Annotated in this window: 21 protein-coding genes and 1 other RNA gene; 19 read left to right on the top strand and 3 right to left on the bottom strand. The window is 60.7% G+C overall.

The features are described from left to right. Positions 1-75: 75 nt before the first annotated feature. From rsmI to ACP7B3_RS29040, 19 genes are all read left to right on the top strand, one after another. Positions 76-981, top strand: a complete 906-nt coding sequence (rsmI, locus tag ACP7B3_RS29130; RefSeq protein WP_178119770.1) for a 16S rRNA (cytidine(1402)-2'-O)-methyltransferase — start codon at positions 76-78, stop codon at positions 979-981. A gap of 96 nt (positions 982-1,077) precedes the next feature. After that, positions 1,078-1,431: RNase P RNA component class A (rnpB, locus tag ACP7B3_RS29125), an RNA gene on the top strand. 355 nt (positions 1,432-1,786) lie between these two features. After that, positions 1,787-2,242, top strand: coding sequence for a division/cell wall cluster transcriptional repressor MraZ (mraZ, locus tag ACP7B3_RS29120; RefSeq protein WP_003171868.1), 456 nt, complete (start codon positions 1,787-1,789; stop codon positions 2,240-2,242). After that, positions 2,239-3,186 (top strand): 16S rRNA (cytosine(1402)-N(4))-methyltransferase RsmH, encoded by a 948-nt coding sequence (rsmH, locus tag ACP7B3_RS29115; RefSeq protein WP_012722289.1) that lies wholly within the window; start codon positions 2,239-2,241, stop codon positions 3,184-3,186. Before mraZ ends, rsmH begins: the two co-directional genes overlap by 4 nt. Further along, entirely contained in the window at positions 3,183-3,476 is a 294-nt protein-coding gene (ftsL, locus tag ACP7B3_RS29110) for a cell division protein FtsL (protein ID WP_016974244.1), read from the top strand. The genes rsmH and ftsL overlap by 4 nt, the downstream gene beginning before the upstream one ends. Beyond that, on the top strand, positions 3,476-5,218 hold the full coding sequence (locus ACP7B3_RS29105; RefSeq protein WP_164487968.1) for a peptidoglycan D,D-transpeptidase FtsI family protein: 1,743 nt from the start codon (positions 3,476-3,478) through the stop codon (positions 5,216-5,218). The genes ftsL and ACP7B3_RS29105 overlap by 1 nt, the downstream gene beginning before the upstream one ends. Beyond that, positions 5,218-6,681, top strand: coding sequence for a UDP-N-acetylmuramoyl-L-alanyl-D-glutamate--2,6-diaminopimelate ligase (locus tag ACP7B3_RS29100; protein WP_426182808.1), 1,464 nt, complete (start codon positions 5,218-5,220; stop codon positions 6,679-6,681). Before ACP7B3_RS29105 ends, ACP7B3_RS29100 begins: the two co-directional genes overlap by 1 nt. Then, positions 6,674-8,044 (top strand): UDP-N-acetylmuramoyl-tripeptide--D-alanyl-D-alanine ligase, encoded by a 1,371-nt coding sequence (locus ACP7B3_RS29095; RefSeq protein WP_145166177.1) that lies wholly within the window; start codon positions 6,674-6,676, stop codon positions 8,042-8,044. Before ACP7B3_RS29100 ends, ACP7B3_RS29095 begins: the two co-directional genes overlap by 8 nt. Beyond that, positions 8,044-9,126 carry a phospho-N-acetylmuramoyl-pentapeptide-transferase gene (gene mraY, locus ACP7B3_RS29090; protein WP_003171875.1) on the top strand — a complete coding sequence of 361 codons (1,083 nt, stop codon included), beginning with the start codon at positions 8,044-8,046 and terminating at the stop codon, positions 9,124-9,126. The genes ACP7B3_RS29095 and mraY overlap by 1 nt, the downstream gene beginning before the upstream one ends. Positions 9,127-9,132: 6 nt before the next feature. After that, positions 9,133-10,479 (top strand): UDP-N-acetylmuramoyl-L-alanine--D-glutamate ligase, encoded by a 1,347-nt coding sequence (murD, locus tag ACP7B3_RS29085; RefSeq protein ID WP_169368248.1) that lies wholly within the window; start codon positions 9,133-9,135, stop codon positions 10,477-10,479. Beyond that, the gene (ftsW, locus tag ACP7B3_RS29080; RefSeq protein ID WP_106579565.1) at positions 10,476-11,693 is read left to right on the top strand and encodes a putative lipid II flippase FtsW; all 1,218 of its coding nucleotides are present in this window, start codon (positions 10,476-10,478) and stop codon (positions 11,691-11,693) included. Before murD ends, ftsW begins: the two co-directional genes overlap by 4 nt. Continuing rightward, the gene (murG, locus tag ACP7B3_RS29075; protein ID WP_426182803.1) at positions 11,683-12,753 is read left to right on the top strand and encodes an undecaprenyldiphospho-muramoylpentapeptide beta-N-acetylglucosaminyltransferase; all 1,071 of its coding nucleotides are present in this window, start codon (positions 11,683-11,685) and stop codon (positions 12,751-12,753) included. The genes ftsW and murG overlap by 11 nt, the downstream gene beginning before the upstream one ends. After that, positions 12,746-14,191, top strand: a complete 1,446-nt coding sequence (gene murC / locus ACP7B3_RS29070) for a UDP-N-acetylmuramate--L-alanine ligase (protein ID WP_145166180.1) — start codon at positions 12,746-12,748, stop codon at positions 14,189-14,191. The genes murG and murC overlap by 8 nt, the downstream gene beginning before the upstream one ends. Next, a complete protein-coding gene (locus ACP7B3_RS29065; protein WP_145166181.1) occupies positions 14,188-15,144 on the top strand; it encodes a D-alanine--D-alanine ligase in 957 nt (318 codons plus the stop codon). The genes murC and ACP7B3_RS29065 overlap by 4 nt, the downstream gene beginning before the upstream one ends. Before the next feature lie 4 nt (positions 15,145-15,148). Beyond that, a complete protein-coding gene (locus ACP7B3_RS29060) occupies positions 15,149-16,018 on the top strand; it encodes a cell division protein FtsQ/DivIB (protein WP_106579561.1) in 870 nt (289 codons plus the stop codon). Positions 16,019-16,033: 15 nt separating this feature from the next. Continuing rightward, complete coding sequence (gene ftsA, locus ACP7B3_RS29055) at positions 16,034-17,299, top strand: cell division protein FtsA (RefSeq protein WP_017138181.1); 1,266 nt, start codon at positions 16,034-16,036, stop codon at positions 17,297-17,299. Between the two features lie 66 nt (positions 17,300-17,365). Beyond that, a complete protein-coding gene (gene ftsZ, locus ACP7B3_RS29050; protein ID WP_017138180.1) occupies positions 17,366-18,571 on the top strand; it encodes a cell division protein FtsZ in 1,206 nt (401 codons plus the stop codon). Between the two features lie 112 nt (positions 18,572-18,683). After that, positions 18,684-19,595, top strand: coding sequence for a UDP-3-O-acyl-N-acetylglucosamine deacetylase (lpxC, locus tag ACP7B3_RS29045; RefSeq protein ID WP_003216227.1), 912 nt, complete (start codon positions 18,684-18,686; stop codon positions 19,593-19,595). A gap of 260 nt (positions 19,596-19,855) precedes the next feature. Then, a complete protein-coding gene (locus tag ACP7B3_RS29040; RefSeq protein WP_369303431.1) occupies positions 19,856-20,854 on the top strand; it encodes a hypothetical protein in 999 nt (332 codons plus the stop codon). Between the two features lie 144 nt (positions 20,855-20,998). On the opposite strand, the gene ACP7B3_RS29035 is transcribed toward ACP7B3_RS29040, so the two are convergent. From ACP7B3_RS29035 to ACP7B3_RS29025, 3 genes are all read right to left on the bottom strand, one after another. Next, entirely contained in the window at positions 20,999-22,492 is a 1,494-nt protein-coding gene (locus tag ACP7B3_RS29035) for a diguanylate cyclase (RefSeq protein ID WP_426182796.1), read from the bottom strand. Positions 22,493-22,552: 60 nt separating this feature from the next. Further along, positions 22,553-24,046, bottom strand: a complete 1,494-nt coding sequence (locus ACP7B3_RS29030) for a GGDEF domain-containing protein (RefSeq protein WP_145166184.1) — start codon at positions 24,044-24,046, stop codon at positions 22,553-22,555. 87 nt (positions 24,047-24,133) lie between these two features. Continuing rightward, entirely contained in the window at positions 24,134-25,456 is a 1,323-nt protein-coding gene (locus tag ACP7B3_RS29025) for an OprD family porin (protein ID WP_426182792.1), read from the bottom strand. Between the last annotated feature and the right edge of the window lie 542 nt (positions 25,457-25,998).

Raw genomic sequence — 25,998 nt, 5'->3', positions numbered from 1 at the left:
AGGTCGTGCAAATGCTGCCAACAGCCATCGACGGCCGACCTTGAGGGCATATTATCGAGGCGCCTACGCGCTACAATGCGACTTTTCCCAACCATCGAGGTGTGCGTTTTGACTGCTCCAGGTCCTTTGAATTCCACTGCAGGCTCGCTTTTTGTCGTGGCGACGCCCATTGGCAACCTGGACGACATCAGTGCCCGGGCGCTGAAAGTGTTGCGCGACGTAAAATTGATCGCGGCGGAAGACACGCGGCATTCCCAGCGGTTGATGCAGCATTTTGGTATCAGCACGCCCCTGGCCGCTTGCCACGAACATAACGAACGCGAAGAAGGCAGCCGTTTTATCACGCGCCTGCTGGCCGGTGACGATGTGGCGCTGATCTCCGATGCCGGTACGCCGTTGATTTCCGATCCCGGCTACCACTTGGTCCGCCAGGCGCGAGCCGCTGGTATCAATGTAGTGCCTGTTCCGGGAGCGTGCGCGCTGATTGCTGCATTATCGGCTGCCGGGTTGCCGTCGGATCGTTTTATCTTTGAGGGCTTCCTGCCAGCCAAGACCGTTGGGCGCCGCGCGCGTCTTCAGGCGCTCAAGGAAGAACCGCGTACGTTGATCTTCTATGAAGCCCCGCACCGCATCCTTGAATGCCTGCAAGACATGGAGCTGGTGTTTGGCGGCGAGCGCCTCGCGCTGCTGGCGCGCGAGCTGACCAAGACGTTCGAAACCCTCAAGGGCCTGCCGTTGGAAGCGTTGCGTGCCTTCGTCGAAGGCGACAGCAATCAACAGCGTGGCGAGTGTGTGGTGCTGGTGGCCGGTTGGGCAGCGCCGGAGGATGAGGATGCTGTGGGCAGCGAGGCCATGCGCGTACTCGATCTGCTGCTCAAGGAAATGCCCCTCAAGCGGGCTGCGGCGCTGGCCGCTGAAATTACCGGCGTGCGCAAGAATGTGCTGTATCAGGTTGCGCTGGATAAACAGAAAGCCGAATAGTTCCGGGGGCGAACCGGCATTCCGTCCGAACGTGATGGCATTGCTGCACTTTTAATACTTGTCCTCAGCCCGCCGTGCCGTTAACCTGCGCGGCGGAGAGTCGATTGGACAGTCGCTGCCTTCTATGAAAATTAGGGGGGGGAGGAAAGTCCGGGCTCCATAGGGCGAAGTGCCAGGTAATGCCTGGGAGGCGTGAGCCTACGGAAAGTGCCACAGAAAATAACCGCCTAAGCACTTCGGTGCCGGTAAGGGTGAAAAGGTGCGGTAAGAGCGCACCGCACGACTGGCAACAGTTCGTGGCTAGGTAAACCCCACTTGGAGCAAGACCAAATAGGGTCCCAAGGCGTGGCCCGCGCTGGGACCGGGTAGGTTGCTAAAGATGTCCAGTGATGGCCATCGTAGACGAATGACTGTTCAAGACAGAACCCGGCTTACAGATCGACTCTCCACCTTTTTTCCTTCTGTCCGAATCTCGTGCAGAAACCCGGTAGTAACGCAAGAATCCCTCCCTGCCAAATCATTGGCAGATGCATCTTCGTAATACCAAAAAAATCTTACTCTTAATAAATCACTTTAACTTTAAGCCATAGCTCCATGAGCTATTTGCGGTTGTTGAGTCAAAAACATCGCCGAACTCGCGTTTCTCCTCCTTTTACACTCCTAAATCTCCGTTCTGTAAGGCTTTTCCTTGAATCCGCGCCTTGACGGTGTGGTGGGCGCATTCCTATAGTGTGCGCAAGTGGCGGAAAGTGGCACAAAGTGGGTTTTTTGAACGTAAAACGCTAAAATTTGGAGAAACGCATCTGTGTTTCGCGGAGCTAACGCTATCAGTCTCGATGCAAAAGGCCGTCTCGCCATGCCGAGCCGGTATCGTGACGAGCTCATTTCGCGAAGTTCAGGCCAATTAATCATCACGATTGATGCCGTTGACCCTTGTTTGTGTGTTTACCCGCTCGATGAGTGGGAGTTGATCGAAACCAAGTTGCGCGCTCTGCCTTCATTGCGTGAAGAAAACCGCCGCCTGCAGCGTTTGCTGATTGGTAATGCCGTCGACCTTGAACTCGATGGCAGTGGGCGTTTTCTGGTGCCGCCGCGTTTGCGCGAGTACGCCAAGCTGGATAAGCGCGCAATGCTGGTGGGCCAACTGAACAAGTTCCAATTGTGGGACGAAGATGCCTGGGATGCTGTTTCTGCAGCGGACTTGGCTGCTATTCAACAACCGGGCGCGATGCCTGATGAACTGCGTGATTTGATCCTGTGACTATTGATAGCGGCTTTAACCACATCACCGTACTGCTTGACGAAGCCGTTGAGGCTCTCGCCGTACGCGCGGATGGCTGCTATTTGGATGGCACCTTCGGCCGGGGCGGGCACAGTCGGTTGATACTCAGCCAGCTCGGGTCCGACGGTAAGCTCCTCGGGTTCGACAAAGACCCTCAAGCGATTGCCACCGGGCAAGCGCTAGCGGCCGAAGACGGCCGCTTTGTCGTTGTACAGCGCAGCTTTGCCGAGCTGGGTGCCGAAGTCGCCGAGCGCGGCATGGCAGGCAAGGTGGCCGGGGTTTTGCTCGATCTGGGCGTGTCCTCGCCGCAGCTCGATGACCCGGAACGTGGCTTCAGTTTCATGAACGACGGCCCGCTCGACATGCGCATGGACCCTACCCGTGGTGTCAGTGCCGCACAGTTCATCGCCACCGCGCCGGTGGAAGAAATTGCCCGCGTGTTCAAGGAATACGGTGAAGAACGCTTCGCCGGCCGCATGGCCCGTGCCGTGGTCGAACGCCGTGAAATCCAGCCGTTCGAACGCACCGCTGACCTGGCCGAAGTGCTGAAAGTCGCCAACCCTGCCTGGGAAAAGGGCAAGAACCCTGCGACCCGTGCGTTCCAGGGCCTGCGCATTCACGTCAACAACGAATTGGGCGATCTGGAAGCCGGCCTCGAAGCCGCACTGGAAGCCCTGGAAGTGGGCGGTCGCCTGGTGGTGATCAGCTTCCACTCCCTGGAAGACCGCATCGTCAAACTGTTCATGCGTCGTCTGGTCAAGGGCGAGTCCGATAACCTGCCGCGCAACCTGCCGGTGCGTTTCGAAGCCTTTGTGCCGAAAATCAAAATCCATGGCAAAGCGCAGTTCGCTTCCGAAGCCGAACTCAAGGCCAACCCACGTTCCCGTAGCGCCGTCATGCGCGTTGCGGAGAAGTTGCGGTGAGCAAGCTTTTCGCCAAGCCCCTTCCGGGCGGCAGCTTCTTTATGTTGCTGCTCTTTATCGGCGTGCTGGTGTCCGCGATTGCGGTGTCCTACAGCGCCCACTACAACCGCCAATTGCTCAATACCCTGTACGGGGAATTGAGCGTGCGTGATAAAGCGCAGGCGGAGTGGGGCCGGTTGATCCTCGAGCAAAGCACCTGGACCGCCCATAGCCGCATCGAAGTGCTGGCGACCGAGCAGTTGAAGATGCACATTCCGGGCGCGGCCGAAGTTCGGATGGTGGCGCCATGATGAAACTTGAAGGCGCACTCTACCCTTGGCGTTTCCGCCTGATGCTGGGTTTGCTGGCCTTGATGGTGGGCGCGATTGCCTGGCGGATCATCGACCTGCAAGTGGTTGACCGTGACTTCCTGATCGGCCAGGGCGACGCCCGGAGCCTGCGGCATATCCCGATTCCTGCGCACCGCGGTCTGATCACCGACCGTAATGGCGAGCCTCTGGCCGTCAGTACCCCGGTAACCACCCTGTGGGCCAACGCCAAGGAATTGCAGGTCGCCAAGGACAAGTGGCCGGAACTGGCCGCCGCCCTGGGCCAGGACCCAAAAGCCTTGTCCGAGCGCCTGGAAGCCCAGGCCAATAAAGAATTCATCTACCTGGTTCGCGGCCTGACCCCCGAACAGGGCCAACAGGTGCTCGACCTTAAAGTCCCCGGTGTCTATGGCATCGAGGAGTTTCGTCGTTTCTACCCGGCCGGTGAAACCACCGCGCACATGGTTGGCTTTACCGACATCGATGACCACGGCCGTGAAGGTGTGGAACTGGCCTACGACGAATGGCTGGCCGGGGTTCCCGGCAAACGGCAGGTCATCAAGGATCGACGCGGCAGACTGATCAAGGATGTCCAGGTCACCAAAAACGCCAAGGCCGGTAAGCCCTTGGCGTTGTCGATTGACCTGCGCCTGCAATACCTGGCCAACCGCGAGCTGCGTAACGCGATCATCGAGAACGGCGCCAAGGCCGGCAGCCTGGTGATCATGGACGTGAAGACCGGCGAGATCCTCGCCATGGTCAACCAGCCGACCTACAACCCGAACAACCGTCGCAACCTGCAACCGGCGATGATGCGTAACCGCGCAATGATCGACGTGTTCGAGCCGGGTTCGACCATGAAAGCCATCTCCATGAGTGCGGCCCTGGAAACCGGGCGCTGGAAACCGAGCGACAAAGTCGAGGTTTACCCAGGCACCTTGCAGCTGGGCAAATACACCATTCGTGACGTGTCCCGCACTGAAGGTCCGGTGCTGGATTTGACAGGTATTCTGATCAACTCCAGTAACGTCGGCATGAGTAAAGTGGCCTTCGATATCGGCGGCGAAACCATCTATCACCTGGCGCAAAAAATCGGCTTGGGTCAACCCACCGGTCTGGACTTCCCAGGCGAGCGCGTGGGCAACCTGCCGAACTACCGCGACTGGAAAAAGGCCGAGACGGCCACGCTGTCCTACGGCTACGGCCTGTCGGTGACCGCGATCCAGCTGGCTCACGCTTTCTCTGTATTGGCCAACAATGGTCGCATGGTTCCACTGAGCCTGATCCACGTCGACGAAGCACCGAAAGCCACCCAGGTGATCCCGGAAAACGTCGCCAAGACCATGCAAGGCATGCTGCAACAAGTGATCGAAGCGCCGCGTGGCGTGTTCCGTGCCCAGGTGCCGGCGTATCACGTGGCAGGCAAGTCCGGTACCGCACGTAAAACGTCGGTCGGCACCAAAGGCTACGCCGAGAACTCGTACCGCTCGCTGTTCGCCGGCTTCGGCCCGATGAGTGATCCGCGCTACGCCATCGTTGTTGTGATCGATGAGCCAAGCAAGGCCGGCTACTTCGGTGGCCTGGTATCGGCACCGGTGTTCAGCAAAGTGATGTCCGGCACCCTGCGCCTGATGAACATTACGCCGGACAACCTACCGCCGACTCAACAAGCGAACGCCGGTCCACCGGCCGCTGCTGCCAAAGCCAATGGAGGGCGCGGCTGATGTCTCTTAGCTTGAACAAGATTTTTGCCCACGCCGGACGCGATCTGCTGATCCGCGAATTGAGCCTGGACAGCCGTAACGTACGCGCCGGTGACCTGTTCCTGGCCGTGCCTGGCGGCAAGTTCGATGGCCGTGCGCACATCGCCGATGCCCTGCAGCGTGGTGCGGCAGCCGTGGCGTACGAAGTGGACGGTGCCACCGTGCTGCCGATCACCGACGTGCCATTGATTCCGGTCAAAGGCCTGGCGGCGCAGCTCTCGGACATTGCCGGGCGCTTTTATGGCGACCCAAGCCGTCAACTGAACCTGATCGGCGTGACCGGCACCAACGGCAAGACCAGCGTGACCCAGTTGGTCGCCCAGGCGCTTGACCTGCTGGGTCAGCACTGCGGCATTGTCGGCACGTTGGGCACTGGTTTTTATGGCGCGCTGCAAAGCGGCCTGCACACCACGCCAAACCCGATTGCCGTACAAGCGACCCTGGCCGACCTGAAAAAGGCCGGTGCCAAGGCGGTTGCCATGGAAGTCTCCTCACACGGTCTGGACCAGGGCCGTGTTACCGCGCTGGCCTTCGACGTGGCGGTGATGACCAACCTGTCCCGCGATCACCTTGATTACCACGGCACCATGGAGGCGTACGCCGCCGCCAAGGCCAAGCTGTTCGCCTGGAATGATCTGAAATGCCGTGTGGTGAATCTCGATGACGCTTTTGGCCGCCAGCTGGCTGCCGAGGACAGCGAATCGCGCCTGATCACCTACAGCCTGGAAGACTCCAGCGCCTACCTGTATTGCCGCGAAGCCCAATTCAATGATGAAGGCGTGCTCGCCACGCTGGTCACGCCGCAGGGCGAGCACCACTTGCGCAGCACCTTGCTCGGCCGTTTCAACCTGAGCAACGTGCTGGCTGCAGTCGGCGCGCTGCTTGGCCTGGATTACGCGCTGGATGAAATCCTGCGCGTGCTGCCCAAACTCGAAGGCCCGGCCGGTCGCATGCAGCGTTTGGGCGGTGGCTCGCAGCCGCTGGTGGTGGTCGATTACGCCCACACCCCGGACGCGTTGGAAAAAGTCCTCGAAGCCCTGCGCCCACATGCCAAGGGCAAGTTGCTGTGCCTGTTCGGCTGCGGCGGTGACCGTGACCGCGGCAAACGTCCGTTGATGGCCGAGATCGTCGAGCGTCTGGCCGACGGCGTGCTGGTTACCGACGACAACCCGCGCAGCGAAGACCCAAGCCAGATTTTCGACGACATCCGTGTCGGCTTTAAAGACGCGTCCAAGGCTACTTTCGTGGCCGGTCGCGGTGCCGCCATTGCCCAATTGATCGCCAGCGCCAGCGCTGACGACGTGGTAGTGCTGGCTGGCAAAGGTCACGAGGACTACCAGGAAATCAACGGCGAACGCCATGCCTTCTCCGATCTGGTCGAGGCCGACCATGCCTTGACCGCCTGGGAGGTTGCCCATGCTTAAAGCGATGACGTTCAGCGAACTGACCCAGGCCCTGTCGGCCCGCGTAGTGTCGAGCGATTGCAGCTTCGACGGCGTCAGTATCGACAGCCGTAACATCAAGCCTGGGCAATTGTTTGTGGCCTTGGCCGGCCCGCGTTTTGATGGTCACGACTACCTGAACGACGTCGCTGCCAAAGGTGCCGTGGGTGCATTGGTGCAGCGTGAAGTGACCGATTCCACCTTGGCGCAACTGCTGGTTGCAGATACCCGTTTGGCCTTGGGCCAGTTGGGTGCATTGAACCGCGCCGCCTTCGATAAGCCGGTTGCAGCCATCACCGGCTCCAGCGGCAAAACCACGGTCAAGGAATTGCTCGCCGGTGTCCTGCGCACGCGCGGGCCGGTGCTCGCCACCCGTGGCAACCTGAACAATGATTTTGGCGCGCCGCTGACTTTGCTCGAGCTGGCCCCGGAACACACGGCGGCAGTGATCGAACTGGGCGCGTCGCGCATCGGCGAAATCGCCTACACCGTGGCGCTGACCAAGCCTCACGTGGCGATTATCAACAACGCCGGCACCGCCCACGTTGGCGAGTTCGGTGGCCCGGAAAAAATCGTCGAAGCCAAGGGCGAAATCCTTGAAGGCCTCGATGCATCCGGCACCGCTGTATTGAACCTCGACGACAAGGCCTTCGAGACCTGGCGTGTACGTGCCGCCGGTCGCAAGGTGCTGACGTTTGCCGTGGCCAATGCCGCCGCTGATTTTCACGCCTCCAACATCACCGTTGACGCCCGAGGCTGCCCGTCCTTCACCTTGCACACCCCGCAAGGCGACGAGCACGTGCAATTGAATCTGCTCGGCAACCACAACGTTGCCAACGCCTTGGCCGCCGCCGCCGCTGCGCATGCCCTGGGTGTATCGCTGTTCGGTATCGCCACCGGCCTGGGCGCAGTACAGCCGGTCAAGGGCCGCACCGTCGCGCAGCTGGCGACCAATGGCATGCGCGTGATCGACGACACCTACAACGCCAACCCGTCCTCCATTAATGCCGCTGTTGACCTGTTGAAGGGCTTTGCCGGGCGCAAGGTTCTGGTGCTGGGTGATATCGGCGAATTGGGCGACTGGGCAGAGCAAGGCCACCGCGAAGTCGGTGCCTACGCCAGCGGAAAAGTCGACGCGCTCTATGCCGTCGGCCCGAACATGGCGCACGCCGTCGATGCCTTTGGCCTCGGCGCGCGGCATTTCGCAACCCAGGCCGAGCTGATCCAGGCGCTGGGCGTGGCTGAACAAGACAAACACACAACCATTTTGATCAAGGGATCGCGCAGCGCGGTGATGGAAAACGTCGTCGCGGCCTTGTGTGGCTCAAGTACGGAGAAACATTAATGCTGCTGCTGCTGGCTGAGTATCTGCAACAGTTCCACAAAGGCTTCGCGGTCTTTCAGTACCTGACCCTGCGCGGGATTCTGGGTGTGCTGACCGCGCTGTCTCTGTCGCTGTTCCTGGGGCCGTGGATGATCCGCACCCTGCAGAACCTGCAAATTGGTCAATCGGTTCGCAATGACGGCCCGCAGTCGCACCTGTCCAAATCCGGCACCCCGACCATGGGCGGTGCGCTGATCCTCTCGTCCATCGGCATCAGCACCTTGCTCTGGGCCGACCTGCATAACCGCTACGTGTGGGTGGTGCTGCTGGTGACCCTGTTGTTCGGCGCCATCGGCTGGGTCGATGACTACCGCAAAGTGATTGAGAAAAACTCCAAGGGGCTGCCAAGCCGCTGGAAGTATTTCTGGCAGTCGGTATTCGGTCTTGCCGCCGCGATCTTCCTGTACACCACTGCGCCAAGCGCGGTGGAAACCACCTTGATCATTCCGATGCTCAAGGACGCCAGCATTCCACTGGGCATCGGCTTCGTGGTGCTGACCTACTTTGTGATCGTCGGCTCCAGCAACGCGGTGAACCTGACCGACGGCCTCGACGGCCTGGCGATCATGCCGACGGTGATGGTCGGCGGTGCGCTCGGCATCTTCTGCTACCTGTCGGGTAACGTGAAATTCGCTGAATACCTGCTGATCCCGTACGTACCGGGCGCGGGCGAACTGATTGTGTTCTGCGGCGCGCTGATCGGCGCCGGCCTGGGTTTCTTGTGGTTCAACACCTATCCCGCACAAGTCTTCATGGGCGACGTCGGCGCACTGGCGCTGGGCGCAGCTCTGGGCACCATCGCGGTGATCGTTCGCCAGGAAATCGTATTGTTCATCATGGGCGGTGTGTTCGTGATGGAAACCCTGTCGGTGGTCATCCAGGTGGCTTCCTTCAAATTGACCGGGCGCCGCGTGTTCCGCATGGCGCCGATTCACCACCACTTTGAACTCAAGGGCTGGCCCGAGCCACGCGTGATTGTCCGTTTCTGGATCATCACCGTGATTCTGGTACTGGTCGGCCTTGCCACCCTGAAACTGAGGTAGAAACGAGTGTCCCTGATCGCTTCAGACCACTTCCGCATCGTTGTCGGCCTCGGCAAGAGCGGCATGTCCCTGGTTCGCTTCCTGGCGAACCGGGGCACGTCGTTTGCCGTCGCCGATACGCGGGAAAATCCACCGGAGCTGGTCACGCTGCGCCGTGACTACCCGCACGTGGAAGTGCGTTGTGGCGAGTTGGATGTCGAGTTTCTGTGCCGCGCCGATGAGCTCTACGTGAGCCCCGGCCTGGCCCTGGCGACACCGGCTTTGCAAGCCGCTGCCGCACGTGGCGTGAAGCTCTCCGGCGATATCGACCTGTTCGCGCGTAACGCGAAAGCGCCGATTGTGGCCATCAGCGGCTCCAACGCGAAAAGCACCGTGACCACCCTGGTTGGCGAGATGGCGGTTGCGGCCGGCAAGCGCGTGGCCGTGGGCGGTAACCTCGGCACGCCGGCGTTGGACCTGCTCAGCGACGACGTCGAGCTGTACGTGATGGAACTGTCGAGCTTCCAGCTCGAAACCACCCACGACCTCGGCGCAGAAGTCGCCACCGTGTTGAATGTGAGTGAAGACCACATGGACCGCTACAGCGGCCTGCCGGCCTATCACCTGGCCAAGCACCGGATCTTCCGCGGTGCCCGGCAAGTGGTGGTCAACCGCCAGGACGCCCTGAGCCGTCCGCTGATGGGCGAAGGCCTGCCGTGCTGGACCTTCGGCCTCGGCAAACCCGACTTCAAAGCCTTCGGCATCCGCGAAGAGAACGGCGAGAAATACCTGGCCTTCGAATTCCAGAACCTGATGCCGGTGCGCGAGCTGAAAATCCGTGGCGCGCATAACCAGTCCAATGCCCTGGCGGCGCTGGCACTCGGTCACGCTGTTGGCCTGCCGTTCGACGCCATGCTCGCAAGCCTGCGCACATTCGCCGGGCTTGAGCACCGCTGCCAGTGGGTCCGCGACCTCAACGGCGTCAGCTATTACAACGATTCCAAGGCCACCAACGTCGGTGCCGCCTTGGCTGCCATCGAAGGCCTTGGCGCCGATATCGAAGGCAAGCTGGTGCTGATCGCCGGTGGCGATGGCAAAGGCGCCGACTTCAAGGACCTTAAAGGTCCGGTGGCTGCCCATTGCCGCGCCGTGGTGCTGATGGGCCGTGATGCTGATTTGATCGCCGCCGCTCTCGGTGACGCGGTGCCGCAAGTGCGCGCGACGTCCCTGGACGACGCCATCGCTCAGTGCAAAGCCTTGGCCCAGCCGGGTGATGCCGTGCTGCTGTCGCCAGCGTGCGCCAGTTTCGACATGTTCAAGAACTACGAAGAGCGCGGCCAGCTGTTCGCTCGCGCCGTGGAGGCCTTGGCATGAATTTCAGAAATATCATCAAACCGTACCCGTCGCCGATCATTACCGGGCGTGGCGTCGACCTTGATTTCCCGATGCTCGCCGGTTGCCTGGCGCTGCTGGGCCTGGGCCTGGTGATGATCACCTCGGCGTCCTCCGAAGTGGCCGCCGTGCAGTCGGGCAACACCCTGTACATGATGATTCGTCACTTGGTGTACCTGGTAATCGGCCTTGGCGCGTGCATCGTCACCATGATGATCCCGATCGCCACCTGGCAGCGTCTGGGCTGGATGATGCTGATCGGTGCGTTCGGCTTGCTGATCATGGTGATCCTGCCCGGCATCGGCCGCGAGGTGAACGGTTCGATGCGCTGGATCGGCTTCGGTGCGTTCAACGTGCAGCCGTCGGAAATCGCCAAGGTGTTCGTGGTGATCTACCTCGCCGGTTATCTGGTACGCCGTCAGAAGGAAGTGCGCGAAAGCTGGATGGGCTTCTTCAAGCCATTCATCGTGCTGCTGCCAATGGCCGGCCTGTTGCTGATGGAGCCCGACTTCGGTGCCACCGTCGTGATGATGGGCGCGGCCGCCGCGATGCTGTTCCTCGGTGGCGTCGGCCTGTTCCGCTTCACCTTGATGGTGGTGCTGGCCGTGGCCGCCGTGACGGTGCTGGTGCAGGCGCAACCCTACCGGATGGCCCGTCTGATTACCTTTACCGACCCGTGGTCCGACCAGTTCGGTTCCGGCTACCAGCTGACCCAGGCGCTGATCGCCTTTGGCCGCGGCGAGTGGCTGGGCGTGGGCCTGGGCAACAGCGTGCAGAAGCAGTTCTACCTGCCCGAAGCGCACACCGACTTCGTGTTCTCGGTACTTGCCGAAGAGCTTGGCGTGGTGGGTTCGCTGTGCACCGTCGCGCTGTTCGTGTTCGTGTGTGTACGCGGCATGTACATCGGCTTGTGGGCCGAGAAGGCCAAACAGTATTTCGCCGCGTATGTGGCGTACGGCTTGTCGTTCCTGTGGATCGGCCAGTTCCTGATCAACATCGGTGTGAACGTCGGCTTGCTGCCGACCAAGGGCCTGACCTTGCCGTTCCTCAGTTACGGCGGCAGTTCGTTGGTAATTTGCTGCGCGTGCCTGGGGTTGCTGCTGCGCATCGAGTGGGAGAGTCGAACCCACTTGGGCAGCGAAGAGATGGAATTCAGCGAAAGCGATTTTGCCGAGGAGCCGAACCATGGGCGCTAACGTGCTGATCATGGCGGGCGGCACCGGGGGCCACGTGTTCCCGGCCCTGGCGTGCGCGCGTGAATTCCAGAACCGCGGCTACACCGTGCATTGGCTCGGCACGCCGCGCGGCATCGAAAATGAATTGGTCCCGAACGCTGGCTTGCCACTGCATTTGATCAACGTCGCCGGCTTGCGCGGCAAGAGCAAGTTGTCCCTGCTCAAGGCGCCGTTCGTGTTGCTCAAGGCAGTGTGGCAGGCGCGCAAAGTCATGCGTGCAGTGAAACCGGTATGCGTGCTGGGTTTTGGCGGTTATGTGACCGGCCCCGGCGGCGTTGCCGCCAAGCTGGCTGGCGTGCCGGTGATCGTGCACGAGCAGAACGCCGTCGCCGGTACCGCGAACCGCCTGCTGGTGCCGTTGGCCTCGCGTGTGTGTGAAGCGTTCCCGAAAACCTTTGCGGCCTCAAACAAGTTGCGCACCACCGGCAACCCGGTGCGCACCGAACTGTTCATGGCCATTGCCCGTGAGGCATTGGCCGGGCGCAAGGCGCATCTGCTGATCCTCGGCGGAAGCCTGGGGGCCGAGCCACTGAACAAATTGCTGCCCGAAGCGTTGGCTCAACTCCCCGTGGAGTTGCGCCCGGAGATCTTCCATCAGGCCGGCAAGAATCACGATGAAATCACCGCTGCCCGCTACCGCGAGGCCGGTGTCGAGGCGAATGTGCAGCCCTTCATCAAAGACATGGCCCACGCCTATGGCTGGGCCGACCTGGTGGTTTGTCGCGCTGGTGCGCTGACCGTCAGTGAACTGGCCGCCGCCGGTCTGCCGTCCTTGCTGGTGCCTTTGCCCCACGCGATTGACGATCACCAGACCCGCAACGCCGAATATTTGGCCGGGGAGGGCGCTGCCTTCCTGCTGCCGCAAAGAACGACTGGCGCCGCCGATTTGGCCGCACGCCTGACCGAGGTTTTGATGCAACCGGAACGACTCAACAGCATGGCGAGCACCGCAAGCCGCCTGGCCAAACCTGACGCAACCCGCACCGTGGTCGACATCTGCCTGGAGGTGGCCCATGGTTGAGAATCAGAAAGCCATGCCACAACCCGAGATGCGCCGCATCCGCCGCATCCACTTCGTCGGCATCGGCGGCGTGGGCATGTGCGGGATTGCCGAAGTGCTGCTGAACCTGGGCTACCAGGTGTCCGGCTCTGACTTGAAAGAGTCGCCGGTCACCGAGCGTCTGAAGTCGTTCGGTGCGCAGATCTTTATTGGCCACCGCGCCGAAAACGCTGCCGAGGCTGACGTACTGGTGGTTTCCAGTGCCGTGAACACCTCCAACCCGGAAGTGGCCACCGCCCTTGAGCGCCGTATTCCGGTGGTGCCGCGCGCCGAGATGCTCGCCGAGCTGATGCGCTACCGCCACGGCATCGCCGTTGCCGGTACGCACGGCAAAACCACCACCACCAGCCTGATCGCTTCGGTGTTCGCGGCCGGTGGCCTGGACCCGACGTTCGTGATCGGTGGCCGTTTGAATGCAGCTGGCACCAATGCCCAGCTCGGCACCAGCCGCTACCTGATCGCCGAAGCCGATGAAAGTGACGCGAGCTTCCTGCACCTGCAGCCGCTGGTCGCGGTGGTTACCAACATCGACGAAGACCACATGGCAACCTACGACGGTGACTTCAACAAGTTGAAGAAAACCTTCGTCGAGTTCCTGCACAACTTGCCGTTCTACGGTCTGGCGGTGGTGTGCCTGGACGATCCGGTGGTGCGTGAAATCCTGCCGCAGGTCAAGCGCCCGACCGTGACCTACGGCTTCAGCGAAGACGCTGACGTGCGCGCGATCAATGTGCGCCAGGAAGGCATGCAAACTTTCTTCACCGTGCTGCGCCCTGACCGCGAGCCGCTGGATGTCTCGGTGAACATGCCGGGCAACCATAACGTGCTCAACTCCCTGGCGACCATCTGCATCGCCTCCGACGAGGGCGTCAGCGATGAAGCCATCGTTGAAGGCCTGTCGCGTTTTGCCGGTGTTGGTCGTCGCTTCCAGGTCTACGGCCAACTGCCGGTAGACGGCGGCGACGTGATGCTGGTCGACGACTACGGTCATCACCCGACCGAAGTGGCCGCCGTGATCAAAGCCGTGCGCGGTGGCTGGCCGGAGCGCCGCCTGGTGATGGTGTACCAGCCGCACCGCTACAGCCGTACCCGCGATCTGTACGACGATTTCGTCAATGTATTGGCCGATGCCAACGTGCTGCTGCTGATGGAAGTCTACCCGGCCGGTGAAGAGCCGATCCCCGGCGCCGACAGCCGCAAGCTGTGCAACAGCATCCGCCAGCGTGGCCAGTTGGACCCGATCTACATCGAACGTGGTGTGGACCTGGCGCCCATCGTCAAGCCGCTGCTGCGTGCCGGCGACATCCTGCTGTGCCAGGGCGCCGGTGATATCGGTGGCCTCGCGCCTAAATTGCTCGCGAGCCCCTTGTTCGCAACTGCGCAGGGGAAGTCGAAATGACCACGAACTACGACGCCCTGTTTTCCACGATCACGCCTGCCGACTTTGGCCGCGTAGCGGTGCTGTTTGGCGGCAAGAGTGCAGAGCGTGAAGTCTCGCTCAAGTCCGGCAATGCCGTGCTTGAGGCACTGCAAAGCGCCGGCGTGAATGCGTTCGGTATCGACGTGGGCGATGATTTCCTCGCCCGCCTGCAGGCCGAAAAAATCGACCGTGCCTTTATCATCCTGCACGGCCGCGGCGGTGAAGACGGCAGCATGCAAGGCTTGCTCGAGTGCGCTGGCATCCCTTACACCGGCAGCGGCATTCTTGCCTCGGCACTGGCGATGGACAAGTTGCGCACCAAGCAGGTGTGGCACAGCCTGGGTATTCCAACCCCACGCCACAGCGTGCTGTGCAGCGAAGACGATTGTATTTCTGCAGCCAAGGAACTGGGCCTGCCTTTGATCGTCAAACCAGCCCATGAAGGCTCCAGTATCGGCATGGCCAAAGTGAACTCGGCCGCCGAATTGATCGACGCATGGAAAGCGGCAAGTACCTACGATTCGCAAGTGTTGGTGGAACAGTGGATCCAAGGTCCCGAGTACACCATCGCCACCCTGCGTGGCCAGGTATTGCCGCCTATCGCATTGGGCACGCCCCACACCTTTTACGATTACGACGCCAAGTACGTGGCTTCCGATACTCAGTACCGGATCCCGTGTGGCCTTGACGCAACCAAGGAACAGGAATTGATGGACCTCACGGCGAAAGCCTGTGAGGCGCTGGGTATCGCCGGTTGGGCGCGGGCAGACGTGATGCAGGATGACCAGGGGAATTTCTGGTTCCTTGAAGTCAACACTGCGCCGGGTATGACCGATCACAGCCTGGTACCTATGGCAGCCCGTGCAGCCGGTCTGGATTTCCAGCAGTTGGTGCTGGCGATCCTCGCTGACAGCATTGAGCCAAGAGGCTAAACACATGAACGGCGCATCGCTTCGTCATCAGCCCCCACCAGCACCCGGCCGCAAGCCGGTGCCACGGGGTGCCAGCCGGATGGTGGCTAAAGAGCCGATGTCGGCGCGCCTGCCGAAAGCCAACTTTGGTTTCCTCAAGGCGCTGTTCTGGCCGGTGCTGCTGGTGGCGTTGGGCTTCGGCACATACGAGGGTGCGCAGCGCCTGTTGCCGTATGCCGACCGGCCGATCACCAAGATCAGTGTGCAGGGCGACTTGAGCTACATCAGCCAGCAAGCGGTACAGCAGCGCATCGGCCCGTACCTGGCGGCGAGCTTCTTTACCATCGACCTGGCCGGTATGCGCTCGGAGCTGGAGCAGATGCCGTGGATCGCCCATGCCGAAGTGCGCCGCGTGTGGCCGGACCAGGTGACGATCCGCCTGGAAGAACAACTGCCCGTGGCCCGTTGGGGCGATGAAGCGCTGTTGAACAACCAGGGCCAGGCGTTCACCCCGCGTGAGCTGGCCAACTATGAGCACCTGCCGCAGCTGTTCGGGCCGCAGCGGGCGCAACAGCAAGTGATGCAGCAGTACCAGGCCTTGAGCCAGATGCTGCGGCCACTGGGCTTCTCCATCGCACGCCTGGAATTGCGTGAGCGGGGCAGCTGGTTTTTGACCACCGGGGCAGGCAGTTCCGGCCCGGGCATCGAGTTGTTGCTGGGACGCGACCGCTTGGTGGAAAAGATGCGCCGCTTTATTGCCATCTATGACAAGACCTTGAAAGAACAGATTACGAACATTGCGAGCGTCGACCTGCGTTACGCCAACGGCCTGGCCGTCGGCTGGCGTGAACCAGCTGCGCCGACGACAGCCAAACCCGCTGTCGCGAAGAATTAAGAAGAGGCAGGACCCATGGCAAACGTGCAAAGCGGAAAAATGATCGTCGGTCTCGATATCGGCACCTCCAAAGTGGTGGCGCTGGTCGGCGAGGTCGGGGAAGACGGTGTTATCGAAATCGTCGGTATCGGCACGCATCCGTCCCGGGGCCTGAAGAAGGGCGTGGTGGTGAACATCGAGTCCACCGTGCAATCGATCCAGCGCGCCATTGAAGAAGCGCAGCTGATGGCCGGCTGCCGGATTCACTCGGCGTTTGTCGGCGTGGCCGGCAACCATATCCGCAGCCTGAATTCCCACGGCATCGTGGCCATCCGCGACCGTGAAGTCAGCTCGGCGGACCTTGAGCGTGTACTCGACGCGGCCCAGGCCGTGGCGATCCCGGCTGACCAGCGCGTGCTGCACACCCTGCCGCAGGACTACGTGATCGACAACCAGGAAGGCGTTCGCGAGCCGCTGGGCATGTCGGGCGTACGTCTGGAAGCCAAGGTTCACGTGGTGACCTGCGCCGTCAACGCTGCACAGAACATTGAAAAATGCGTGCGCCGCTGCGGTCTGGAAATCGACGACATCATTCTCGAGCAGCTGGCTTCGGCCTATTCGGTACTGACCGACGACGAAAAAGAGCTGGGCGTGTGCCTGGTCGACATCGGCGGCGGCACCACCGACATCGCGATCTTCACCGAGGGTGCGATCCGTCACACCGCCGTGATCCCGATTGCCGGCGACCAGGTCACCAACGACATCGCCATGGCGCTGCGTACACCGACCCAGTACGCCGAAGAAATCAAGATTCGCTATGCCTGCGCCCTGGCCAAACTGGCCGGTGCCGGTGAAACCATCAAGGTGCCAAGTGTCGGCGACCGCCCACCGCGTGAGCTGTCGCGCCAGGCCCTGGCCGAAGTGGTCGAGCCACGCTACGACGAGCTGTTCACCCTGATCCAGGCTGAGCTGCGCCGCAGCGGTTACGAAGATTTGATCCCGGCCGGCATCGTGCTGACCGGTGGCACCTCGAAGATGGAAGGCGCGGTCGAACTGGCCGAGGAAATCTTCCACATGCCCGTCCGCCTGGGCGTGCCCCATGGCGTCAAAGGCCTGGGCGACGTAGTGCGCAACCCGATTTATTCCACCGGTGTGGGCTTGCTGTTGTACGGGCTGCAAAAGCAGACCGACGGCATTTCCCTGTCGGGCCCGAGCATTCGTGACAGCTACCGCGGTGGCGACGACGAAGCCAAAGCGCCGTTGTTCGAGCGCTTGCAGGCTTGGGTGAAAGGCAATTTCTAAAGATTTACCGCAACACCGTAATAAGCAGTAGGCGAAAAAACTAGAGAAAACGAAAGGAGAGGGAACATGTTCGAACTCGTAGACAACATCCCCGCAAGCCCGGTTATCAAAGTAATCGGTGTCGGCGGTGGCGGCGGCAACGCTGTCAACCACATGGTCAAGAGCAACATTGAAGGCGTTGAATTCATCTGCGCCAACACTGATGCCCAGGCGCTGAAAAGCATCGGCGCGCGGACCATCCTGCAATTGGGCACAGCTGTGACCAAAGGCCTCGGCGCTGGCGCCAACCCGGAAGTCGGCCGTCAAGCCGCGCTGGAAGACCGCGAGCGTATTGCTGAAGTGCTGCAAGGCACCAACATGGTGTTCATCACCACCGGCATGGGCGGCGGTACCGGTACCGGTGCTGCGCCGATCATTGCCGAAGTGGCCAAGGAAATGGGGATTCTGACCGTTGCTGTCGTAACGCGTCCGTTCCCGTTCGAAGGTCGCAAGCGCATGCAGATCGCCGACGAAGGTATCCGTCTGCTGTCTGAAAGCGTTGACTCGTTGATCACCATTCCCAACGAAAAACTGCTGACCATCCTGGGCAAGGACGCAAGCCTGCTGTCCGCATTTGCCAAGGCTGACGATGTTCTGGCCGGTGCCGTTCGCGGTATCTCCGACATCATCAAGCGCCCAGGCATGATCAACGTCGACTTTGCCGACGTACGTACCGTGATGAGCGAAATGGGCATGGCGATGATGGGCACTGGCTGCGCCAGCGGTCCGAACCGTGCACGTGAAGCCACTGAAGCGGCGATCCGCAACCCATTGCTCGAAGACGTGAACCTGCAAGGCGCACGCGGCATCCTGGTGAACATCACCGCCGGTCCTGACCTGTCCCTGGGTGAGTACTCCGACGTGGGTAGCATCATCGAAGCCTTCGCTTCCGAGCACGCGATGGTCAAAGTCGGTACCGTTATCGATCCGGACATGCGTGATGAACTGCATGTGACCGTGGTTGCTACCGGCCTGGGCGCAAAAATCGAGAAGCCTGTAAAGGTCATCGACAATACCGTTCACACCGGCCACAACAGTCACGCCAGCCAGCAAGCTGCCGCTCCAGCGCCTGCGCGCCAGGAACTGCCGTCGGTGAACTACCGTGATCTGGACCGTCCGACCGTGATGCGCAATCAGGCTCAGGCCGGTGCTGCGGCGTCCCGTAGCCCGAATCCGCAAGACGATCTGGACTACCTGGACATCCCGGCATTCCTGCGTCGTCAGGCCGATTAATGGAATGTATCAGGGCTATGAAGGTGATTGGTGTTCAGCAAAGGTCTGGTCTGTTATTATCGCCAGCCTTTGTTGATACCAGTTCGCAATTTGCGCTGAAGCGGTCCAAGCCATGATTAAACAACGCACCCTGAAGAATATTATCCGTGCCACAGGTGTAGGTCTGCACTCCGGGGAGAAGGTATACCTGACCCTCAAGCCCGCACCTGTCGACACCGGCATCGTGTTTGTTCGTGCCGACCTGGACCCTGTGGTGCAGATTCCTGCTCGCGCGGAAAACGTTGGCGAAACCACTATGTCGACCACACTGGTCAACGGTGACGTCAAAGTGGACACGGTGGAGCACTTGCTCTCGGCCATGGCTGGCCTGGGCATCGATAACGCCTACGTCGAGCTCTCCGCGTCCGAAGTCCCTATCATGGATGGCAGCGCTGGACCCTTCGTATTCTTGATTCAATCTGCCGGCCTGGAAGAACAGGACGCAGCCAAGAAGTTCATACGCATTCTGCGGGAAGTGACAGTAGAAGACGGCGACAAGCGCGCCACCTTCGTCCCGTTCGAAGGCTTTAAAGTGAGCTTTGAGATCGATTTCGATCACCCGGTATTCCGTGACCGCACACAAAGTGCAAGCGTGGATTTTTCCAGCACTTCGTTCGTAAAAGAAGTCAGCCGCGCCCGTACCTTTGGTTTCATGAGTGACATCGAGTACCTGCGCAAGCACAACCTCGCACTCGGCGGCAGCGTTGAAAACGCCATCGTGGTCGACGCGGATGGTGTACTGAACGAAGACGGCCTTCGCTATGAAGACGAATTCGTGAAGCACAAAATCCTCGATGCAATCGGTGACCTCTACCTGCTGGGCAATAGCCTGATAGGCGAGTTCAAAGGCTTCAAGTCGGGCCACGCCCTTAACAACCAGTTGCTGCGCAAGTTGATTGCACAGACAGATGCTTGGGAAGTCGTGACCTTCGAAGATGCCAGCACCGCACCGATCTCTTACATGCGTCCCGTTGCGGCGGTGTAAGTAACAACTCTCTTCTTTAGTTTTGAAAGGCCACCTTCGGGTGGCTTTTTTTTATGCTTAAAAAATAGCAAGTTGCGCGGTAATGACATTGTCGTGAAACGTGTTGCAACTTTCGACGGTGCTTTTGTAGGAACTGATACTTTTTCGTGTACCACACAGTCTTCGTGAGGCCGTTGAATAAAGTACCAACAGCTAAACGAGTTTTGAATTAACGCGAGATCAGTGAATACATACCTATTACTGTTGAAGGAATACCGATCATGAACGCTATCGCTCCAGCCGCTGTATATCGCAGCCCTGACCCTCAGCAACAAAACGTCAACAATAACCCACCCGAGCGCTCTTTTGCCGCGCCCTATACCGCGAATGTGTTCGGCGGTGAAGCGAAGTTTCAGCCGATCCCCACGGTGTCTTTTTTTCCGCGAACCTATGCCACCATCGCCGCCAGGGTCACCCCGATAGCTGGCGGCCCGAGCGCGGGCGTGAGCGCAACGGCACGGTTTGATCCCGTCATCAGCTTACGGCCCAATGACAGCGGCGGCCTCACCGTCAGCTTCGCACCCAAGATGCAGCTGGAAGTCGGCGGCAGTCTGAGGGCCGGCATTCCCAATATTTTAGGCACGGGCGTGGGTTTTAATGTGGGGGGCAGCCTTTCACAGCGATTTACGTTTGGCGCACCGGAATTCAGCGCCACTGTTCATCCAAGTGGTGAATTCAACTTTAACGCCAATTTGAAGCCTTCAATTGTCAGTCAGCAATCACTGAGTGTGAATGGCGGTCTTGAGGGCAGCCTTGCCAGTTCTGGCGTTAGTGTGGGCGGTGGCGTGAACCAAAGTGTTACGCATATGACTGGGCAACATATAAACGTCGGCGGGGCGGGTCTTCAATTCACACTGTCTCCCACTGGTAAACCGACTATCACGCAAAACGCCGACAACACATTATCCATCGCCAATAGTTATACCTTTTTCCCCCGGACAAGTATTAACGCGAATATTCGAGCAGGGCAGGTGGGCGCCAATGGCGGAGCAGGCGTGTCACCGTCATTTACCCTTCAACACAAAGTTACTTTCAGTACCGACCTGACCAGCAAGTCCCCGCCAAAACACGAGTTTTCCGCAACATCGGGCGTTTCGGTCGATGGCTCCTTCGGTTTAAGCGTGTCTCTGTTGCCACCGCAGTTTCCATTGAGTGTTACAGCGCAAGTGGGTGCTGACCCGAGAGTCTCGGTGTCAGGAGGTGGCAGCTACACGCTGTAAAGGCTGCCCCTGTGAAAAATGTACTGACTCACTGTCATCAGCAGGAGGCACCGTCAGCGTCGGGATCAAACCCACGCTGACGGTGCGGCGAGCGGCCTTGCTCCAACCGCACTGATTGACCGATTGGCCCAGGTAGCAAGATTTTCAGGGAAGGGCTGCGGCATCCACGATGCGGTTGCGCCCGCTGTGTTTGGCCTCATACAGCGCCTGATCCGCGCTCAGCAACAATGCCTCCAGCGACACGCGGCTGCGTTTGTCCCAGGTACTCATGCCGATACTCACCGTAATCGGCCGTTCGGCGCCGGCACACCGTGGCAAGTGCTCGACGCTGCTGCGGATATGCTCGGCGATCACCCAGGCGCCTTTGGCGTCGGTGTGCGGCAGCACCACGGCAAACTCCTCCCCGCCATAACGCGCCGCCAGATCAGCCGGGCGGCGGATGTTGTCTTCGATGACCCTGGCCACCGTGCGCAGAGCCTCGTCACCGCCGTGGTGACCATGGCGGTCGTTGAAGGCCTTGAAGTGATCCACGTCGATCATCAGCAGCGTCAGCGGTTCGGTTGAGCGTTGCGCGCGGTCCCATTCCAGGCGCAGGCGCTGATCGAGGATGCGACGGTTTGCCAGGCCGGTCAGCGCATCGGTGGCTGCCAGTTCTGACAGCACTTGCTCGGCGCGGTGGCGGCGACGCAGCTCGTTGCTGAGCATCCAACTCAGCCACAGCAGACCGATGCACAGCACGCCCGTCGCCAGGCTGATCAGCAAGGCCGCGCGTTTCCATTGGGCAAATACCTCATCGGTGGACAGTGCCACCGCGACGATCAGCGGCAAATTGCCGACCGTGGAAAAACTGTACAGCCGCTCTCGGTGGTCAACACTGGAGACGCCGCGAAAGCTGCCATCGCGCTCCTTGAGCATGCGCCCGACATTTGGCTGCTGGCTCAGGTCCTTGTCGATCATGTCCAGTTCGAGGATGGGATGCTGCGCCAGCAGAATGCCCTGCTGGTTGATCAGGTTGATGGTGCTGTTGCTGCCGATATTCAGGCTGCTGAACAGCTGGTGAAAATAAGACAAGCGCATGGAGGCCACCGCCACCCCCTGAAAGCGCCCGTCCGGCCCGGAAACGCGGCGGCTGAACGCAATGCGCCATTGGTCGTCGCACACGCAGCGCGCCATGAACGGGCGGCTGATGTACAGCCCGATGTCGGGGGCTTTGCGCTGCACCTGGAAATAATCGCGATCAGCGAAGTTGCCGGACTTGGGCGTGAGCAAGGACGAGTCGGCGATCACCTCGCCATTGGCGTCCAGCAGCAGGATGTCGCCCTTGTAGGGCGCGGCCGCGGAGCGGTCGAACTGCACCAGATGGCGAATATCGGCGGAGACGCTTTGCAGGTCGTTGCGCTCGGTGGCGGCGATCAGGCCCTTGAGGGCCATGTCATAGAGCTCGACGTTGCGCAGTACATCGGCGTCAATCAGTTGGGTGATGTTGTTCGCGGTGCGCGTGGCGGTCTGCAGAGTATTGGCGTGTTCGCGAATCAGCAGCACCGCCACGATCGCCACGATCAGCAGGGCCGTGAGGACACTGCCAAGGATCAGCAGGCGTTCCGGGCGACGTGTAGAGCGAGAAAGGCTCGGGCTCATCGGGCGTACTTTTGCGTCGAGGATGCCATTAGCGTAGTCCGTGTACGGCGTTGCAGCAGGTCAGGGCCCGGTGGCCTCCACAATCCGGTTTCGACCAGTGTGCTTGGCCTCATACAGTGCCTGATCCGCGTGCAACAGCAGCGTCTCGAGTGACAGGTGACTGCGTTTATCCCAGGTACTCATGCCGATACTCACGGTGATCGGCTGTTCAGCGCCGGCGACGCGCGGCAGGTGCTCGACGCCGCTGCGGATATGCTCGGCGATCACCCAGGCGCCCTTGGCGTCGGTGTCCGGCAGCACCACCGCAAACTCTTCCCCGCCATACCGCGCGGCCAGGTCGGCGGGACGACGGATGTTGTTGGCGATCACCTGGGCGACCGTGCGCAGTGCCTCATCACCGCCGTGGTGGCCGTGGCGGTCGTTGAAAGCCTTGAAGTGGTCCACGTCGATCATCAACAGCGTCAGCGGCTCGGTGGAGCGCTGCGCGCGGTCCCATTCCAGGCGCAGGCGCTGGTCCAAGGTGCGACGGTTGGCCAGGCCGGTCAGGTCATCGGTGGCGGCCAGCTCCGACAGCACTTGCTCGGCGCGATAGCGACGGCGCAGTTCGCGGCGCAGCATCCAGGTCAGCCATAACAGGCCAATGCAGAGCACGCCGGTGGCGCCGCTGGTGAGCAGCGCGGCGCGTTTCCACGGGGCGAACACGTCTTCGCTGGCCAGCGCTACCACCACAATCAGCGGTAATTCCCCGACATTGGTGAAGGTGTACAAACGCTCGGTGCCAGTGATGGCCGAGATCGCCCGAAAGCTGCCTTCGCCTTCGCGCAGTATGCGTTTGAAGTTGGGCCGATCGCTGAGGTCCTTGTCGATCATGTCGCGCTCCAGCAACGGCTGCTGGGCGAGAAGAATCCCCTGGTTGTTCAGCAGGTTCACCGAACTGCCATTGCCGATGGTGAGGCGGTTAAAAAGTTGATCGAAATACGCCAGGCGCATCGTTGCCACGGCGACACCGGCAAACTCGCCGTCCGGCCCCGTGACGCGGCGACTGAATGCGATGCGCCAGACTTGATCGCAGTTGCAGCGAATCCTGAATGGGCGGCTGATAAACAGGCCGGCCTGGGCATTCTGTCGATGCGCCTGGAAGTAATCGCGGTTAGCGAAATTGCGTGGCGTTGGCCACAGCGTCGAGGAGTCGGCAATCACTGCACCGTTGGCATCCAGCAACAGCACTTCGCCTTTGAAGGGCGCTGCGGTGGACTGGTCAAACTGCACCATGTGCCGGATGTCCGGTGACGCCTGCGCGAGGTCCTTGCGGGTGGTGGCCTTGATCAGACCCTCCAGCGCCAGGTCATAGAGCTCGACGTTACGCAGCACATCGGCATTGATCAGTTGGGTGATGTTGGTGGTCGCGCGCTGGGCGGCCTGGACGGTGCTGGCGTGTTCGCGGTTCAGCAGCGCCGCGACGATAATCACAATCAGGGTGACGGTCAGGCTACTGCCCAGAATCAGCAAAAGCTCCGAGCGTGCAGGTAAAGAAGGAGGGCGGAGTTGACTCATCGCGCAGACTTCAACAGATAAGATACTGGCAGTTTAGTTCTACGCGATGAAAATTAGGGCATGGGCTAAAAAAGAAAGATTGGCGGGTTAGAACACGTTGATCGGGTAGTCCACGATCACCCGGTATTCGTCCACATCCCGATCCACCGCTGAGTAGCCATTTCCGCCGCGGTTGGTCGCCCATTGCAGGCGCACGGCCAAGTCCTTGGCTTTGCCGCCTTGCACCACGTACTTCAAATCGATGTCGCGCTCCCAGTGTTTGGCGTCCTTGCCATCGGCGCTGTACCAGGTGCTGTAGCCACGGCTGTTGGGGTCGACCTTGGTCAGGTCGGTCTTGCCGCTGATGTAGGAAACGGCAGACGTCAGCCCTGGCATGCCCAGGCCTGCGAAATCATAGGCGTACTTGAGTTTCCACGAGCGCTCGTTGGGGCCGTTGAAGTCCGAGTATTGCTGGGAGTTGTCCAGGTAGACGCTGTCGCCCTGGCTGATGTAGTCGAACGGCGTATTGCCGTTGACCCGCTGGTAGGCGGCGGTGAGGCTGTGGTTGCCCACGCCCACGGTGAAATGCAGGCTGTAGGTGTTGTTGTCGATGCTGCCCAGCAGCGACCGGCCGGTGTCCTGGGTGTGGTAGTAGTGCAGGCCGGGGTTGAGGCTGACCAGGTCGTTCAGCGCGTAGGTGTAATCCAGGTCGTAGTAGTACTGGTGCCACACGTCCTTGAGTTCGGAAGCGTACAGGTTGCTGGTGACGCCCGGGATGGCGCTGAACGACACACCGGCCCAGTTCAGGTGCTGGCTGTCGGCGTGGTCTGGCAGTGCGCCGTAGCTGGTGCCGATGCGCCGGTGACCGCTCTGGTTGTAGAGCTTGGTGAAGCTGGCCTGGCCGCCTTCAAGCATCCAGCCGTCGAAGCTGTGGTTGGTCAGGCTTACGCCGCGGAAATCCTGCGGCAGCATGCGGGTCATGCCGCCGGCGATTACCGGGTTGTTGAGGAACAGGTCGCCGGCTTTCAGCTCGGTGTCGAAGGCGCGCATTTTCAAGGTGCCGCCTGCGGTGGAGAACGAGCCGGGCGCTTTGCCGTTGCCGCTGCCATACGGCAGGATGCTGGAGCCGTCGGTGCCGCCACCGCCGTCGAGCTTGAGGCCGAGCATGGCGTTGAGGTCCAGGCCGAAGCCGACGGTGCCCTGGGTGTAGCCGGATTCGAAGGTGCCGATGAAGCCTTGGCCCCATTCCTTGCTGTCATCGGTGTGGATGTCGCGACGGTCGCGGTTCATGTAGTAATTGCGGGTGTTGATCTTGAGGCTTGCGCCGTCGACGAAACCGTCGGCGGGGGTGGTGTCTGCCGCTTGGGCCAGGGGGGCGATCGTTGTTGCAATCGCTAGGAATAGCGGGGTGAACGTCAGCGAGTTCTTCACCGGTGGAGCTCCTTTGGTCAATCGTAAGCGGCCAATGTCGTGGGGGTGTGCCTGGCCTTTTTTTACCGCAAAAAAAAGCCGCTGAAGTCAGCGGCTTTGAACAGATTCCCAGTGTAGAGCCCTGGAAATAAGTCGAGGGAAATTTGGGTGAGCGGGAAGCTGTGGTTGCCGTCGCGCTCATCGGTGCGTCAAATTAGCGCAGGTGAGCGGTGCGGTACAGAGTGTAACAAGATAATGACTGTTGCCCAAATTGCAACAGTCTCGGGGGGGTTGTAGGGGGAGTGAGTACATATCCGTTGCTGCGGTAACGGCCACTGGTGGTTCCGCTCTTACAGCGGGTCACTTTTGGCAAACGCCCCAAAAGTAACCAAAAGGTCTTTGCCCCACCACTCGGCACCTCGCTTAGGCTCGGCACCTCGCTTAGGCTCGGTGTGCCCTCACTCCGGCTTGAATCCGTGGGCCGCCGCGACGGGCCATCCATGGCCCAACGCGGCTAACCCGGCGTCCTGCCGGGTTACCCACGGATTCAAGCCTGCGTTCGG

This window comes from Pseudomonas sp. TWRC1-2, from assembly GCF_049896685.1.
Lineage (GTDB): Bacteria > Pseudomonadota > Gammaproteobacteria > Pseudomonadales > Pseudomonadaceae > Aquipseudomonas.
Note: the sequence above shows the minus strand (reverse complement) of the source record. Positions and strands in the feature narration are given on the sequence as shown.